Raw genomic sequence first — 16,392 nt, forward strand, 5'->3', positions numbered from 1 at the left:
TATAAGGATGCCGGTAACCTACTTCCGAAAATCTACCAACATTATAAATATCATGAGAATAAAAAAAGTAGAGAGGTGTTACCATTGAACTCAACAAAGAAGGGAAGGCTTTTCGCGATCCTCATGATAGCTTTAATTGCCTACGGGTTTTCATCGACCATGTGTATACTTCTAAAGCCATCCTTTGCAGTTGAGCTACCCACTGACATCCTTCCCTCCGAAGAAAAGATACAGACCATGGGAAACCCTGGCTTTGAACCGGTAACCCTCAGGAAGCATGTGCTGAATAACACAACCAATATAACCAACACCAGCGATGTCACTGTCTACATTGACAATAGAACCAACCGGTCCTCCACGCCATTTAACCGTAACCAGGATTGATACGAATCCATTACCCCCTCAGATATTACATGGAATGGTTGCATCTCTGCAGGGATGTGAACATTGACATATTTTCAGATAACCGGAGATCATTTAGGAGATTACTTAACAGTTCGTCATGCATATGCTGATGCTCTGCACATTTTTAAACAGCAATTTTTTTAAACTGAGATTTTAGATAATAGATACAGCTTACCATAATGTTAAGGTGATCACGTGCCGGAAAACACAGTGGGAGAGAGAATAAAACAGCTCAGAGATAACCAGAACATAACAGTAGATGAGCTCGCAGAAAGAAGCGGGGTTAATGCGGAACTCATAAAGAAAATAGAGGAAGGGGACATTATACCATCACTCACACCCCTCATAAAGATCTCAAGAACCCTTGGTGTGAGGCTCGGCACCCTCCTTGATGACAGGGTCCAGGACGAACCGGTCATAGTGAGGAAGGGTAAAACCCAGAGGGTGATACACTTCTCAGGCTATGAGGAGAAGACAGACACCAGCAACCTCAGCTTCCACTCCCTCGGCGCAGGTAAAGGTGACAGGCACATGGAACCCTTCATAATCGACGTGGAACTCCACACCGATGACTTCAAACTATCATCCCATGAGGGTGAGGAGTTCATATACGTCCTTGAGGGTGAAATAGAGGTTATCTATGGACAGGACCGCTACCTTCTATCAGAGGGTGACAGCATCTACTATGACTCCGTGGTACCCCACCACCTCCATGCAGCCGGCGAGGAAAATGCAAGGATACTTGCAGTCGTCTACACACCATTCTAGTTGATGATAGAATGTTCAAAATCACAGTAACACCCCGCTTCGGGGATATAGACGGTCTCAGGCATGTCAACAACACAGTTCTCGCGGTCTGGTTCGAAAAGGGCAGGAACCCGATATTCAGGATGTTCACGCCCGACCTCGACCTCAGCTATGAGAAGTGGAAGCTCATACTCGTGAGGACGGAGTTCGACTTCCTGGCCCAGATGTACTATGGAAGTGACGTTGAGATAAGGAGTTACATAACCCACATCGGAAACTCCTCCTTCACAATAGGGCATGAGGCATGGCAGGATGGGGAACTCAAGGCACGGGGCAAGGCCGTCCTTGTCCACTATGACTTCATAGAGCAGAGAAAGAAGCCTATACCTCCCGAGATAAGGAAGCAGCTTGAGGAGCACCTCGTGGAGGAAGATTAACTTATAAGGGTGGATTTATGGTTTTCACTGAAGATACAATAGGGGAATTCTTCGAGAAACAGGTTGAAAGGTACGCTGATAAGGAATTCATAGTATACCCCGACAGGGACCTGCGTTTCACCTACAGAGAATTCAATGAAAGGGTCAACCTCCTTGCGAAGGGCCTCCTATCTATTGGCATCGGGAAGGGGGACCACGTTGGTATCTGGGCAACCAATGTACCTGACTGGCTCACCTTCCTGTTCGCAACTGCAAAGATAGGGGCGGTCCTTGTAACGGTCAACACAGCATATAAGAGTCATGAACTGGAATACGTCATGAAACAGTCCGATATGAAGGCCCTAGCCATAATAGACGGCTTCAGGGATGTTGACTATGTACAGACACTCTATGAACTGGTACCTGAACTCAAGACCCATGAGAGGGGCCACCTCAGGAGTGAAAGGTTCCCTGAACTTCGAAGCGTAATATACATCGGTGCTCAGAAGCACAGGGGTATGTACAACACCAATGAACTGATGCTCCTCGGAAAACACGTCCCTGACACCGAGCTAAGGACGGTGATGTCAACCCTCAAAAACACCGATGTTATCAACATGCAGTACACCTCAGGCACCACAGGATTCCCCAAGGGGGTAATGCTCACCCACAGGAACATACTCAACAACGGTTACTACATAGGGGAAAGACAGAGGTTCACAGAGGAGGACAGGCTATGCCTGCCGGTACCCCTCTTTCACTGCTTCGGCATAGTCCTGGGTGTCCTTGCCCTCCTCACCCACGGGGGCACACTGGTGATGATAGAGCTCTTCGACCCCCTCCTCGTCCTTGCAGCTGTTGAAAAGGAGAGGTGCACCGCACTCTACGGAGTTCCAACAATGTTCATAGCAGAGTTCACCCACCCAATGTTTGACATGTTCGACCTCTCCTCACTGCGCACGGGTATCATGGCAGGGTCACCCTGCCCGATAGAGGCCATGAAGCGTGTCATGAATGACATGAACATGAAGGAGGTCACAATAGCCTACGGCCTCACAGAGGCATCACCTGTCTTCACACAGACCAGTGTGGACGACCCCATCGAGAAGCGCGTCGAGACCGTTGGGACACCCCTCCCCCACATTGAGGTCAAGATAGTCGACCCTGAAACAGGAGAGGAACTCGGACCCGGAGAACCCGGTGAGATATGCTGCCGCGGCTACAACGTCATGAAGGGATACTACAAGATGCCTGAGATGACAGCAGAGGCCATCGATGAGGATGGATGGCTCCACAGCGGTGACCTGGCGGTTATGGATGAGGACGGCTACTACTCCATCGTGGGCAGAATAAAGGACATGATCATAAGGGGAGGTGAGAACATCTACCCCAGGGAGATCGAGGAGTTCCTCCACACAATGCCGGGTGTAAAGGACGTGCAGGTGGTGGGTATACCCGACGAGAAGTACGGGGAGATAGTAGGAGCCTTCATCATAAGGGAGGACGGTGCAGATATCCTGGAGGAGGACGTGAGGGACTATGCCATCCAGAGAATAGCAAGATACAAGGTTCCAAAGCACGTCTTCTTTGTGGACGAGTTCCCCCTCACTGCAAGCGGGAAGGTCCAGAAGTTCAAATTGAGGGAGATGGCGGTTGAGCTCCTCAAGAAGAAGGAGCAGCCCTGATTTTTTAATTTTTTTGAGAGATATAATGATAGTTTTAAACAGAAGGAAAAGGTCCGTTGATTTTATACCGGCAGGAAACCCAAAGAAGATCCTCAACACACGCAGAAAACCTGCTTACTGGGGCAGACTAAAAATCAGGAGCACAGAAGCAGGACCGAGGATATCAAGGTTCACGGTTGAGAAGGGTGAACGTGAAACCCTCAGGAAACCATCAGAGGCCCTTAAGATACTGAAGAAGCAGGCTGTTATTTTAACAGGACGTGACCCGGAAATTGAGGATCTACTCTCATCCTACGGCATCAGCTACAGGTATGCAAGGGTATGCCAGCACTGCCTCCATGAGGGCTATCTGACAGTTGTAAGTTCAAGGTCATCGACGGTGCACGCAGGTCAGATCATATGTTCAAGATGCGTTGATGAGCTCATAAAGAGGGAGCTTAAATTTGCAGGCATGGACGGATCAACATTCAGAAACTTCAGGAGACTTATAAGGCGTGGTGTAAGCCTTGATAAGATACTGGAGATGATGTCCCCCCGCTTTGACCCTCTCGAGAACCATGAACTGACCCGCTATGACACCGTGACATCGGAATCAGAGAGGACCCCCCGCGTCCCTCTTGATAAACTTGCAGTACCGGAAAAATTTAAGAGGATGCTTAAAAGGGAGGGTAACACGGTTCTCAGACCTGTACAGGTCCTTGCAGTGGATGCGGGGCTCCTGGAGGGGGAGGACCTCATGGTTGTATCTGCAACTGCTAGCGGAAAGACCCTCATAGCTGAACTTGCAGGCATACCCAGGGCCCTGGGTGGTGAAAAATTCATATACCTCACGCCACTGGTGGCCCTTGCGAACCAGAAGTACCGGGACTTCAGAAGGAGGTACTCACCCCTAAAACTCAAAACAGCCATAAAGGTCGGTATGAGTCGCATAAGGGCAAGAGATGAACTCAGAATTCCGGAGACAGATGTTAGCAAAGCCGATATAGTGGTCGGAACCTATGAGGGGATGGACTACATCCTGAGGGCAGGGAGGTCTGGCATCCTGGGGGATGTTGGTGTGGTTGTCATTGATGAGATCCACACCCTTGAGGATGAGGAGAGGGGTTCAAGGCTCAAGGGAATGATAAAGCGCATAAGAAGACTCTTTCCTGATGCCCAGATAATCGCACTCTCTGCAACCGTGAAGAACAACCTTGAGGTGGCCTCTGAGTTCGGGCTTAGACTGGTTGAGTATGACAGGAGACCTGTCCCCCTTGAGAGGCACCTCGTATTCTCCAGGGGGGAGGAGGATAAGAAGAACCTCATACTCAGGCTTGCTGAGAGGGAGTTCTCCACAGAATCAGAAAAGGGGTTCCGGGGCCAGACGATAGTCTTCACCAATTCCCGTAGAAAGACGAGGCTCATTGCAGATTATCTGACACGGAGGGGTGTGAGGGCGGCGGCCTACCATGCAGGTTTATCCTACAGGGAAAGGCAGCGCATAGAAAGGGCCTTCGCATCACAGGAACTCGCAGCAATAGTTACAACTGCCGCACTTGCCGCTGGAGTGGATTTCCCGGCATCACAGGTAGTCTTTGAAACGCTTCTCATGGGAAACAGGTGGCTCATGCCCAACGAATTTGCACAGATGCTTGGAAGGGCGGGCAGACCCTCCTACCATGACCGTGGCGTTGTATATGTCCTTGCAGAGGTTGGAATGGAGTTTGATGGCGAGTCAGAGGAGGCCATGGCGCTCAAACTCCTTGAAAGCGGACCTGACCCTGTGGATGTAAATTACACAGAGGAGGATGTCCTTGAGAACATCCTGGCAGATATAACCTCAGGTGCTATAAAATCTGAATCTGAAATCTCTCCAGACCCCTCATGGCCCCTGGACCCTGAAGGAGCCCTTGACATCCTTGAATCCCATGGCATGATAGTCAGGGATGGTGGACTCCGCGCCACCGGTTATGGGGTGGCAGTCTCAAAGTCATTCATAGGTGTGACCGATGCCGAGTACATAAGGGGCCACCTTAAGGGGGCTTCAAGGAGACCCCTGGACATAGCACTGGAGCTCGAACCCTTTGAGGGAGCATATCTATCAGGGAGGCTGCACCGTGCCCTCAGCAGGGCAGCTGGAGCAAGGTTCTCAATGAATCTGATGGCGGATTCAACCCTCGACATACTCTCAGATGGGGATAACCTTGTGAAGCTTGACAGTAAACTTCAGGAGGCTGTTCTCAATTTGCAGATGGATTTCCTATCCTGTGAATGCAGGGACAGACCATTCTGTGGATGCATACAGCGCAGATTATCTGAACATATTATAGCAGAGCGTATCAGTGGCAGGGACCCGGTGGAGATAAGCAGGGGACTTCTGTCCAGATACCAGATTCAGGCCTACCCAGGGGATATCTTCAGCTGGCTTGATACCACCGTCAGGGCCCTTGAATCCATAGGGAGGATCGCCAGCGCATTTAAAAGGAGGAGGTACCTGAAGGAATGTTCAGGGATTGTGCGGGCCATTGAAAAAGGTAGGGGGGCATAGAAAATCATATGTTAAGGTATATGTTGTAGATGTATATAATAAATGCACATAAAATGTAGATAACCACGAGCTGATCAAGGATTCCAGTTTCGATTGAGATGAGACAGTATGCCATCACGATTGAGTAGAGCATGATATAAAACGAATCTCGTGTTTTTTGCATTATCCTGTATCCAATTCCCAGGATAAGACCAAGGATGCTCATACCGAATGCCACTCCGATGGTACCAAACTCCACAAGCATCTGACCGAACAGGGTTGGAGTGATTGTAACACCTGTTCTCCAGAGGACCAGCTTCCCTATCAATGCTCGCGGACCACTACCTGCACCTGGAATCATGCTGAGGGTTAAATCACCATGCATAACACCTGTCATCCCTGCAAGTGCGGATAATCTGTTGAGTATGCTCATTGTAAATGATGCCCTCATTTTTAGAACTGTAAGCGGACCCAGGTTGCTTAATGAGTACTCCTCAACGGATCTGAAGTAACCTATGCCCATAATTATCATTAAGGCTACCGCGAAGGATCCCAGGACCTCCCATATTTCGAATAATCCACTGTAATAACCCATGATAAAGGTTATGAGTATTACAGCAACCAGGGGTGTCCGGTATCCCAGGAGGGCCAGCATAACAAGACAGGTCAGTGAAACAGTAATGGCCCGGAACCTTGCAGTTGATCTGTCTATAACGCTTTTTTGCATCTTATCGGTTATGTAAGCTAACATGAAAGCTGTCCCTGGAATCATAAGATAAACCGGGATAGTTAGCTTCGGATTGAGGAGGTATCTGAGGGAAGGTTTCAGGAGGGGGATGCCACCAACGTCTGTTAGTGTTATGGCCAGAAAGGCAGATCCAATAATGAATAAAGTGAAACCCATTGATCTGATGTCATCAATACTGAATCTCAGGTACCTATCACCCCTTAGAATCACCCCTGGCATAATCACTGAAAAAAGAAGAAAACATGAAAAACCGATCAGTATATTGATCTGTAATGTTTTCTGGACTGGAATGGCAGCAAGGGCCATGAACATTGAGAAGAACACGATAAATGAAGGAGGTGAAAAGATATGGTTTTTCAGTACCCTGCTCCTTTTGAGGGAGCTGAGAAAATTATGTCCAGGATACATACTCTTTATAAAGCTATTTAACCATTTCTCTTCAATACCCATGAAGAGGGCCAGGAGTAAATTGAAGATAAATGCTTCCTTAAACTTCCATTCAAAGCTTTTACACAGTCTTCTTGTTGTATCATAAATCTGGCTCATAATAATCGGTACCTTCAAAATTTTATAGGTTGTTGAGATTAACGACCTTTATGACGGAGTACTTACCTTTTATTTTCTCTATTACGTCCTCATTGGCGTTGTATACCCTTATCGTGATGAAATCTGTCTGACCATTTAGATCTCCGAGGACTTCATCAGATACCTTCAAGGCTTCGGGTGTGGCCTGAAATACTTCTATCCTGCTGTTAGGGGAATTTAATGTGATCGGCACGTATCTTTCTCTGCTGTACAGTTCCTTTGTAAGTTCCTGGAATCTGGATGCATCCACATCGCTGATGGGTATATTTGTTGTTAGCTCATATTTTAGCCCGGGAATATCCAGAATTAAATCGGACATTCTGTTAATTTTAAGGGGTTCTATAATGATGTCAGTGGCGTTCTTACTACCTGCAGCTTCCAGTGTGATGGAATCAATGTAATAATCTGCAAATTTATCATCATATCCTCCGGCAAGAATTTTCTTTCCATTAACGTCAAGGAGGACTTCCACCTTTCCGTTAACGGTTCCCACCCATATAACTTCACCATAGATTTCTTCTCTCTTCTGCTTTAAGGAATTAAATCCATGGATTTTGCTGTTTATGATTTTTCCCTTACTGTAAAGATCATTGTACTTTATCTGGACCTTAGTCATTTCAGAGGAATCGAATGTGAATGATTGAATGTTTGAATCGATGTCTGAGGTTTTGAAAAAGCCATATAAAACTAGCGAGGCCAGGAAAAGGATTATCAAAATGTCTATTATTGTTAATCGACCGATTTTCATTTCTATCTCTCCAAGTTCTTTTTCAGAACTTAATTTCAGACATGAGCAGCATCATGTTAACATTTTCTCATTTTTTAAGGAATACCAGTACTCTACATGCTCCTATCATAATGAGGTCATTAACATCATCCTATTTAATCTTATGGAGTATCTTTTATTGTTACCGTGGTAACCACGCTTTGGTTCTGCAGATGTTTTTCTGTGACTAATTTGAATGCAGAAAAAAACTTAAATTCAAGTGGAACATAGCCCTAACAAGGTGTACATGACACGATAGGAGGATGTTCCATGAAAGATCTGTATCAAAAATTTATTTACCTCATACCGTCCATTATAATATTTTTAATAACTCTTTCAGTGACTCTTAAGTATTCTTGGCCCATAGGGTGGGATATATTCTATCATATTCACCTTTCAAAGGTTTACATGGCAAATGGTTTAACATTTTTTGACCCTATATACAACGCTCCGGGAACCATTATTAATTATCCCCCAGTTTTTCACCTAGTAATTCTAGTTTTAGGTTATGTTCTCAGAATGGACCTCTTTGATGTGGCAAGGCTAATGCAACCATTTTTAGCAGCTCTGGTTGCTTTATCAGTTACTGTGGTCGCTTCAAGGTTATATGAAGATAAGTACGTTGGCATCTTTGCTGGTTTAATCCTTTTCTCTGGCTCAATTGCCATGAGGCTTGGTTCATCACTGCCTGAGAACATGGCTCTCATATTCCTTCCTCTGAGCATTTTCTTCTTCTATGAATTTTTTAAGGATGATAAAATTATAGCATCATTCATATCAGGATGTTTAACAGGTTTGGTCGCACTTATACATCCTGCCGCAACATTCTGTCTGGTTTTTGCAATCACATTCATCACCGCGGGTCTGGTGATAACTGAATTCTACTTTGAAAGGGACACTGGAGTTATAAAAAGGGCTTTGAAGGGGTATGCCATCCTTATTGGAACAGCAGGATTAATTGCATCAGTATGGTGGCTACCAGCATTTTACTTTAAGAGTCTTGGACATGGTGGTGTCGCCACATCTCTTTCTGTTTCCAGGAGTCTCAGTATCCTTAAATATCCCGATGCCCTTGGATATTTTGTTCTGGTACTGGCTGTCGCAGGCATCATACCTGCCATCAGAAGATTTGAGTTAAGGGATCGCCTCATACTTTTATGGATAATTTCAATGTTTATTCTCTCAAAGTCCTACTACTTTGGAATTAACGTCATAACCTACAGGGTACTCATATACATAATGATTCCCCTCACAATCCTGGCATCCTCAGGCTTGATATCCGTCGTGGAGGCAATCAAAAATAAAAATAAGGATATTGCAAGAATTCTCCTGATAGCCCTCTTCATATTTGCCGTTTTCCAGGCCTTCAACAACCTTTCAAGCTCAAAGGTAGCCGATTACGGTGCAATGACTGCTTATGGAAGGATAAACATTGCTCCTCCTACTGATTCAGAATTTGAACTTGCAAAATGGTTCAACAGTCAAAATGAAGATGGTAAGATCTCCCTATCAAATTACTTCACTGGGGGATTTGTAATGGCATATACAAACAGACCTGTGGATTCCCTGTTATATGAGAAATCTGAGATCCCTTCAAGGGATGAGCTGACTGAAAGGGAAATCAGTTATCTTGTATTTGATAAAAGACTTAAAGCGAGTGGAGATTTTAAATTCAACGCCTCCAGCAGTTTCCTATTCTACAACCCAAACCGCATCAATATAAGCGATCTGGAGTATCCCTACCTTCAGAAAATCTATGAGAATCAGGACTTCGTTGTATACAGGGTATTGTAGGGGGTGTTGAATATTCCAAAGAGAAGTACAGCATCGATAAGATCGATGTTTCAAGCCAGGGAAAAGATTAGCATGCATGCTGCTCTACAGGAGATTTTGATAAAGCTTTAAATAAGGCGAATGCAAAACATGAAAAATGTGCCCATATTATGATGGGTAACATTTTGAGCTTCATGAGACAACGTACAGCGTCCTTATGAAGCTCCTTAGAAGATTTAAAGGTCTGGTGTCCATTTTATCACCTTTAAATCTTCTATTAATTTAATTAGAAATGCTCTTGAAAAAACTGGTGATCATGAAGGACCTGCTTTAAATCTTCTATTAATTAGGACAGGTCATATCACGGCATGAACCCGCATATTCAGGGAACCTCAGGACCTCATCCACCTTACTGCCATACCTGTAAACAGTAACACCTTTGCAGCCAAGCTCATGGGCGGCCCTGAACACCCTTTCAACGTCAGCAGGTGATGAATCAGCTGGCAGATTCACTGTTTTTGATACAGCATTGTCCACGTACCGCTGGAAGGCGGCCTGCATTTTAACATGGAATACAGGGTCTATTTCATGTGCAGTCACAAAGAGCCTCCTTATCCTCGCAGGCACCCCGGGGACACCCCTCAGACTCCCCCGGGATTCTATGGCCTCAAGGGATCTCTTATCAAGTCTTCCCGCCATCGTCTTAAAGAGGGGGTGCAGCTCATGGAAGCTCCTTCCCAGGATGTTCCTTGTGAAGGACACGGCAAATAGGGGCTCAATTCCACTGCTGGTGCCTGCTATTATACTCAGGGAACCAGTTGGGGCTATGGTGGTTAATGTGGCGTTCCTCATGCACTCAAATCCCTGGATATCCCATATGCTGCCCTTAAATTCAGGGAATGATCCCCTCTCTCTGGCAAGTTCCATGGAGGCCCTCCTGGCCTCAGATGATATGAATGACATTACCCTTCCGGCCACCTCAAGGGCAGCCACTGAATTGTAGGGTATTCCAAGTTTTATCAGCATATCAGCAAAGCCCATGACACCCAGCCCTATCTTACGGGTTCTCAGTGTCATCTCCTCCACGGGACGGAGGGGGTAGCTGTTAACGTCTATCACATTGTCAAGGAAGTGCACTGCCACATGGATGGTCCTCCGGAGCTTCTCCCAGTTAATACCGGAGGGGCCTACCATGAGGCTGAGATTAACTGACCCCAGATTGCATGATTCATGGGGGAGGAGTGGCTGCTCCCCACAGTTGTGGACTATGAATCCATTGGCTGTGAATGCACTGGCACCGTAGACAGTGGCGTCATAGACATCCTGGCGGCCGGCGCCCCTGAGGCCTCTGAAGGTTGCAAGTGCCGGAAACTCCCCTGCAGCATCATCCATCACAAGGCGGTCTCCCCTTTCAAGTTCACCGGCGGCACGCCATTCCAGACCACCATCCATTACAAGGACCCTGTGATCATGGGTCAACCTTAAGCAATGACCCTCCCTGGTTCTAAGATCATATACGTCCCGTTCACAGGTCCTGAAGAAACCTGAGGGGCAGGGGTACCCTGAGCCCCTGATAAGTGCGGTGAAGGGCTTGCCCTCCAGTTCAGCCACTGTCCGCGGACCCCCGGATGTCATTACAATGGTGTCACCGGATACACAGGGGTTGGTTGCCTCTATCCTCCCGAGTTGTGGAGTGGGGTTGTAGCGGTTTATACGGTCCTCAAAGAGGATCCCGGGATCTCCAGACCTCCAGGCTGCCTCCACGATCCTCTTAAGTATCACCCTGGATTCTACCGAGTCAACCACCTCACCGTTCCTGGGGTTTATCAGATCCACCGGGCGGTCATCCATGAACTCATCAGGTACGGCGACTGAGAGGTTGAAGTTCCGCAGGGGACCCTCCCTTGACTTGGCGTCTATGAAGCTGAATATGTCGGGGTGGCTCACATGGAGGACACCCATATTGGCGCCCCTTCTTCGCCCGCCCTGCTTTATAACGTCAACCGCAACATCGAATATCCTCATGAAGGACACCGGCCCCGAGGCAACACCCATTGTGGACGCGACGATGTCCCCTCTGGGTCTTAACCTTGAAAATGAGAAGCCAACACCCCCACCGGATTTGTGGATGATGGCCATATCCCTCAGGGAGCTGAATATACTATCAATTGAGTCCTCAACAGGGAGTACAAAACAGGCGGAGAGCTGGTTGATGGGCGTGCCTGCATTCATGAGGGTCGGGGAATTTGGGAGGAACTCAAGGTTACCCATAACCGAGTAGAAGGCCTCCTCCGCAACTGCAGGGTCATCACCGTAGGCCTCATCTGCAGATGCAACGGCCCGCGCAACCCTCCTGAACATCTCCTCTGGTGTCTCTACAACCTCACCACCCTCACCCCTGAGAAGGTATCTCTCCTCAAGCACCTTCAGGGCTGTTGTGCTTAAACTGATCATCTTTATGCTAAAATTCCTGTATAATCTTCAGGAGCTCTTTCACATCTGATATAACACTTTCAACGGCATCATCAAGTATTCTCTGGCCCAGAACAGGGTCGGGGTTCACACCATCCCTTTCACATATCCTTGCAGCCTTATCTATTTCTCTGTTGGCTTCACGGGCCTCCTTCAGACCTATCATTCCAATTTCAGGGTAGAGTTCAGGTATGCATTCATCAAGGCGCCTCAGATCCGCGATACCGAGTATGAGACCTGCGGATAGTTCACCGCTACCTGCGTGCGGTCCCTCAATCTCAACTATCCGGTTGTTCCAGGCGATTTCAAGGCCCAGTTCCTCTTCGAGGTCGTCCATACAGTCCTCCAGTTTGTTCCCTCCGTGACCGTTTACAATTACAGCGGCCTCAAGGTTTAGAAGCCTTCTGGCCTTCCTCAGGACAGGTTTCAGTTCCCTCTCAACAAGTTCATCCCTGTCCATGTGTATGCCGTGTTTAACGTAGGGAAACTCTGAGGCGGCATAGAGCACCCCCAGGAACCTGGCCCCGGTCCTCAGGGCTGCCTCAAGGGCCACGTAGGATGCTATCTTTGCATCGGTGTCGATGGGGAGTGCCGGGCCATGGTTCTCGAGGTGTGACCCCACTGCCAGTATCCCGATCCTGTGGACATCCTCTGAGATTATGTTCCCGGCGTCGAGGTTCAGCTCAACCAACACTAGACCTCCAGTTCCCAGATGGCATCTCCGATGTGGTGGATGGTCTTAACAGCCTTTCCTGAATCTCTTTCAACCATTTCAGGTCCACTTATGAGGCTTATACCCACTGCAAGGGGTCTGCGGTTTCTCTCATCCACCACAACGACGGTGTCGTTCTCAGATATCTCAGGGTCGGCGTCAACTATACCGGGGCTCATGACATCGGCCCCGTTTGCAAGGAACCTGACGGCCCCCATGTCAACGACCACATATCCCCTATCTATTTCCATCTTCAGGGCGCCCCTCAGGGTCGGGACAACCCTGTCGTCAATGAACATGAGGAGTGGCTCCCCATTAACCAGTATGATGTTGTTATCATCAGTCTCAATGATTTCAACCGTGGCCTTTTCAGGTATCAGGGAGGAGTAGTCTCCAATCTGCCCCCGTATCTCCCTGAGCTTCTTCTTCTTTATATGGTACCTCTTCCTGATCTTCACAGTCACACCCTGTTCATTTTATGAATGGTCTGCAGTCTGTTCCTTAATCTGCTTTACCATCATTGACTCATTTAAACTCTTCTGCAAGTATATCTATAGCTCATTTCTAAACTACTTTACGTGCACCACATGCATCTCTCATGGATGGGGGGATCCCAGGGCGGACCCTGGAATGGATTTGAAGAGGTACTGCAGTGCAAGAAAACTTATATATTAGTAGAATAGAAAAATGAAGTATCTGATTGGAAGATTTTCAGCTCGTTAGTTAGATTTAAATATAATCCGGCTAAATTTTAATCTAGGATAGGTGATAGATGTGAGTTCACAGAGAGTTAACGTACAGAGACCACTCGATGCCCTTGGAAATTCACTGAATTCCCCTGTGATCATAAAACTCAAGGGTGACAGGGAGTTCAGGGGAGTTCTAAAGAGCTTCGATCTCCACATGAACCTCGTGCTGAATGATGCAGAGGAGCTGGAGGATGGAGAGGTCACAAGAAGACTTGGAACCGTCCTTATACGTGGAGATAACATAGTGTACATATCCCCGTAGATTTAATTGTAAGGGGAAGGGTGGATCAACTTTACAGATTAACTGATTTTAAGGAGGATTAGAACATGAAAGGTACTCCATCATTTGGTAAGCGTAACAAGAATCTCCATATAAGATGCAGGAGATGCGGTAAAAACTCGTATCATGTACGTAAAAAGGTCTGCGCTGCATGCGGTTTCGGCAGATCCCGCAGAATAAGGCGCTACAGCTGGCAGAACAAAAAAATTACAGGCCAAAGGTTGAAATAAATGGATAATAAAGGCCCTGTTGATGTGCGGATAATTGTTGAGGGAGCCTCTGATGTTGAAAGCGTCTCGAGGGCGCTTCAGAGGGTGTCCCTCGGCGCCAAATACCACATAACCATATCATCCATAGTCCCAACAACAAGCCTTGAGATCGCCCTCAGGGCCGTTGAGGGTGCTGACATTGTCCTGATAGCAACGGATGTTGACCAGACAGGCAGGGAACTTGCAGATAAGTTCAGGGAAGCACTCAGGGGCCATGTTGGGCACATTGAACGGATGAAACTCCCCTATGGTCATGACGTGGAATACCTTGACCCGGACCTCATAAGGGAGGAAATAGAAAACGCCATCATAAGGGCCGGACTCCAGACACTCACAGGCATAAGGAGCCTCAGTGACATGAAGGAGAGGCTTGAAGAGTGCCGGGAGAAGCTGGATGAGACAGTTGCCGAAAACACTGCACTGAGGGATGAGAATACCCGGCTGCAGGGTGAAGTTGAGGCAGGTAATGAAAGGATAGAATCCCTCAGGGGGGAGCTGAGTCAGCTTGAGGAGAAATTCCGCCTCCTGGAGGGAGAGTACTCCAAACTCGAAACTCGTTTTTCTGAACTTGAAGATAAGGAACTTCTTGAGACCTTCTCAATCACGGACCTCTGGAGGGAAACCTTTGGAGAGGAACCCGATGACCTTGAGAGGATTTATTTTGTAACCGATCACATTAAACCCGAGGGTATAATCCTTGGACAGGGCTCAATAGCGGCGCCTTCACGGGAAGATGCGGTGGAGTGGCTCCGGATAATAAAATCGGCCCTGGTATTCACTGAAAAAGATGAAGAATCGTCCTAACGTGGATAAACCTTCTTGTTGGGAGAATCTGAAGTGAGAGATAAATGCGGTATTGTAGGGATTTACTCACAGGATAAGAAAACCGGTGTGGCCTCCCAGATATATTATGCGCTCTACGCACTGCAGCACAGGGGACAGGAGTCTGCAGGGATCTCAACATTCAATGGGAACGATATACTGACACACAGGGGAATGGGGCTGGTCTGCGACGTCTTCAATCCTGAGAAGCTAGAGGAACTTAAGGGGAACGTCGGGATAGGACACGTGCGCTACTCAACCACAGGCGAATCAAGGATTGAGAATTCTCAGCCATTCTGGAGCGAATTTCAGGGAGGTAAAATTGCAATAGCCCACAATGGAGACATCATAAACTCCATGGAACTCCGGGAGGAACTCGAGGAGGAGGGTCACAACTTTGTCTCAACGACGGACTCAGAGGTCATCTGCCACCTCCTCAGCAGGGAATACGATGAGAAACCGAACATGATATACTCCATAAAGAGGGTTTCAGAGCAGCTGGTGGGATCATATTCCCTGGTGGTGCTTCTGAACCAGGACCTCTATGTCGTCAGGGACCCTGTGGGTATAAAACCACTGGCCTTTGCAAGGAAGGGCAGCACCCAGATCGTGGCCTCGGAGACCGTGGCCTTTGATGTCATAGGTGCCGAGCATGTAAGGGACGTCCAGCCCGGTGAGATACTCCACCTGAACCGGGGCAAATCCTACTGGGTTGCAAACGCCCCCAACACCAGGAGGGCCCACTGCATGTTTGAGTACGTCTACTTCGCAAGGCCGGACAGTGTAATCGACGGGCGCAACGTATACAGGGTCCGCCTCAATATTGGGGAGGCCCTCTACAGGGAGCACCCGGCCAACGCAGACGTGGTTGTACCCGTACCTGACTCATCCATCCCGGCGGCCATAGGATACTCAAGGGCCTCAGGGATACCCTACGGTGAGGGCCTGATAAAGAACAGGTACGTGGGTCGTACATTTATAATGCCGACCCAGGAGGAACGTGAAACAGCGGTTAAACTCAAGATGAACCCCATAAGGTCCGAACTTGAGGGTAAACGCATAGTACTCATCGATGACAGTATAGTGAGGGGGACAACCTCAAGGGCACTCATTGACATCATAAGGGATGCCGGGGCAGAGGAGATACATCTGAGGATAGGCTGCCCACCCATAAAGTCCCCGTGCTACTATGGCATAGCAATGGCAACGAAGAAGGAGCTCATAGCATCCACCAGGAACGTTGAGGAGATAAGGAGGATAATAGGTGTTGATTCCCTGGGCTACCTCAGCATCGAGTCCCTGGTGGAGTGCATAGGTATAAAGAAGGGATTCCTGTGCACGGGATGCCTTGACGGGGACTACCCCACACCCCTACCATCTGACATAAGTGAATATGAGGCCATGAGGTCCTGCTCCAGATGATGGGACCCTGACTGCTGATTTTCATTGTTGTATAA

Annotated in this window: 15 protein-coding genes; 10 read left to right on the top strand and 5 right to left on the bottom strand. The window is 47.8% G+C overall.

What is annotated here, in order from left to right:
* Positions 1-75: 75 nt before the first annotated feature.
* From C7452_RS03560 to C7452_RS03580, 5 genes are all read left to right on the top strand, one after another.
* Entirely contained in the window at positions 76-384 is a 309-nt protein-coding gene (locus C7452_RS03560) for a hypothetical protein (protein ID WP_010876298.1), read from the top strand.
* A 216-nt stretch (positions 385-600) separates the two neighbouring features.
* Entirely contained in the window at positions 601-1,173 is a 573-nt protein-coding gene (locus C7452_RS03565; protein ID WP_010876297.1) for a helix-turn-helix domain-containing protein, read from the top strand.
* Positions 1,174-1,184: 11 nt separating this feature from the next.
* Entirely contained in the window at positions 1,185-1,589 is a 405-nt protein-coding gene (locus tag C7452_RS03570) for an acyl-CoA thioesterase (RefSeq protein ID WP_048175432.1), read from the top strand.
* Between the two features lie 17 nt (positions 1,590-1,606).
* Entirely contained in the window at positions 1,607-3,253 is a 1,647-nt protein-coding gene (locus C7452_RS03575) for an AMP-binding protein (protein ID WP_010876295.1), read from the top strand.
* Between the two features lie 25 nt (positions 3,254-3,278).
* Positions 3,279-5,780, top strand: coding sequence for a DUF5814 domain-containing protein (locus C7452_RS03580; RefSeq protein WP_048060872.1), 2,502 nt, complete (start codon positions 3,279-3,281; stop codon positions 5,778-5,780).
* A 4-nt stretch (positions 5,781-5,784) separates the two neighbouring features.
* Here the strand turns inward: C7452_RS03580 and C7452_RS03585 are convergent, their stop codons facing one another.
* Entirely contained in the window at positions 5,785-7,053 is a 1,269-nt protein-coding gene (locus C7452_RS03585; RefSeq protein WP_048060871.1) for an oligosaccharide repeat unit polymerase family protein, read from the bottom strand.
* Positions 7,054-7,075: 22 nt separating this feature from the next.
* Positions 7,076-7,840 (bottom strand): hypothetical protein, encoded by a 765-nt coding sequence (locus tag C7452_RS03590; protein ID WP_010876292.1) that lies wholly within the window; start codon positions 7,838-7,840, stop codon positions 7,076-7,078.
* 288 nt (positions 7,841-8,128) lie between these two features.
* Between C7452_RS03590 and C7452_RS03595 the strand changes: the two genes are divergently transcribed.
* Positions 8,129-9,652: a hypothetical protein gene (locus C7452_RS03595; RefSeq protein WP_010876291.1), complete on the top strand. Its 1,524-nt coding sequence runs from the start codon at positions 8,129-8,131 to the stop codon at positions 9,650-9,652.
* A gap of 321 nt (positions 9,653-9,973) precedes the next feature.
* Here the strand turns inward: C7452_RS03595 and C7452_RS03600 are convergent, their stop codons facing one another.
* The 3 genes from C7452_RS03600 to C7452_RS03610 are packed head-to-tail and all read right to left on the bottom strand — an operon-like array spanning position 9,974 to position 13,279.
* Positions 9,974-12,085 carry a ribonucleotide reductase N-terminal alpha domain-containing protein gene (locus tag C7452_RS03600; protein WP_115892229.1) on the bottom strand — a complete coding sequence of 704 codons (2,112 nt, stop codon included), beginning with the start codon at positions 12,083-12,085 and terminating at the stop codon, positions 9,974-9,976.
* A gap of 7 nt (positions 12,086-12,092) precedes the next feature.
* A complete protein-coding gene (gene arfB / locus C7452_RS03605) occupies positions 12,093-12,797 on the bottom strand; it encodes a 2-amino-5-formylamino-6-ribosylaminopyrimidin-4(3H)-one 5'-monophosphate deformylase (RefSeq protein ID WP_010876289.1) in 705 nt (234 codons plus the stop codon).
* Positions 12,797-13,279: a DUF1947 domain-containing protein gene (locus C7452_RS03610; protein WP_010876288.1), complete on the bottom strand. Its 483-nt coding sequence runs from the start codon at positions 13,277-13,279 to the stop codon at positions 12,797-12,799. Before C7452_RS03610 ends, arfB begins: the two co-directional genes overlap by 1 nt.
* Before the next feature lie 310 nt (positions 13,280-13,589).
* Here C7452_RS03610 and C7452_RS03615 point away from each other — a divergent pair, with 310 nt between their 5' ends.
* The 4 genes from C7452_RS03615 (at position 13,590) to purF (ending at position 16,357) form a co-directional block, all read left to right on the top strand.
* Complete coding sequence (locus C7452_RS03615; protein ID WP_013295846.1) at positions 13,590-13,826, top strand: LSm family protein; 237 nt, start codon at positions 13,590-13,592, stop codon at positions 13,824-13,826.
* 65 nt (positions 13,827-13,891) lie between these two features.
* Positions 13,892-14,074, top strand: coding sequence for a 50S ribosomal protein L37e (locus C7452_RS03620; protein ID WP_010876286.1), 183 nt, complete (start codon positions 13,892-13,894; stop codon positions 14,072-14,074).
* Positions 14,075-14,917, top strand: a complete 843-nt coding sequence (locus C7452_RS03625; protein ID WP_010876285.1) for a toprim domain-containing protein — start codon at positions 14,075-14,077, stop codon at positions 14,915-14,917.
* Between the two features lie 33 nt (positions 14,918-14,950).
* The gene (gene purF / locus C7452_RS03630) at positions 14,951-16,357 is read left to right on the top strand and encodes an amidophosphoribosyltransferase (protein WP_048060868.1); all 1,407 of its coding nucleotides are present in this window, start codon (positions 14,951-14,953) and stop codon (positions 16,355-16,357) included.
* The last annotated feature ends 35 nt before the right edge of the window (positions 16,358-16,392 follow it).

Origin of the sequence: Methanothermobacter defluvii (assembly GCF_003385755.1) — an archaeon.
Classification (GTDB): domain Archaea; phylum Methanobacteriota; class Methanobacteria; order Methanobacteriales; family Methanothermobacteraceae; genus Methanothermobacter; species Methanothermobacter thermautotrophicus.

What these genes read in the sequence shown, in the direction of transcription:
- C7452_RS03570 (WP_048175432.1), top strand. Translation starts at nt 1,185, where the DNA reads ATGTTCAAAATCACAGTAACACCCCGCTTCGGGGATATAGACGGTCTC.
- C7452_RS03575 (WP_010876295.1), top strand. Translation starts at nt 1,607, where the DNA reads ATGGTTTTCACTGAAGATACAATAGGGGAATTCTTCGAGAAACAGGTT.
- C7452_RS03580 (WP_048060872.1), top strand. Translation starts at nt 3,279, where the DNA reads ATGATAGTTTTAAACAGAAGGAAAAGGTCCGTTGATTTTATACCGGCA.
- C7452_RS03585 (WP_048060871.1), bottom strand. Translation starts at nt 7,053, where the DNA reads ATGAGCCAGATTTATGATACAACAAGAAGACTGTGTAAAAGCTTTGAA.
- C7452_RS03590 (WP_010876292.1), bottom strand. Translation starts at nt 7,840, where the DNA reads ATGAAAATCGGTCGATTAACAATAATAGACATTTTGATAATCCTTTTC.
- C7452_RS03595 (WP_010876291.1), top strand. Translation starts at nt 8,129, where the DNA reads ATGAAAGATCTGTATCAAAAATTTATTTACCTCATACCGTCCATTATA.
- C7452_RS03600 (WP_115892229.1), bottom strand. Translation starts at nt 12,085, where the DNA reads ATGATCAGTTTAAGCACAACAGCCCTGAAGGTGCTTGAGGAGAGATAC.
- C7452_RS03620 (WP_010876286.1), top strand. Translation starts at nt 13,892, where the DNA reads ATGAAAGGTACTCCATCATTTGGTAAGCGTAACAAGAATCTCCATATA.
- C7452_RS03625 (WP_010876285.1), top strand. Translation starts at nt 14,075, where the DNA reads ATGGATAATAAAGGCCCTGTTGATGTGCGGATAATTGTTGAGGGAGCC.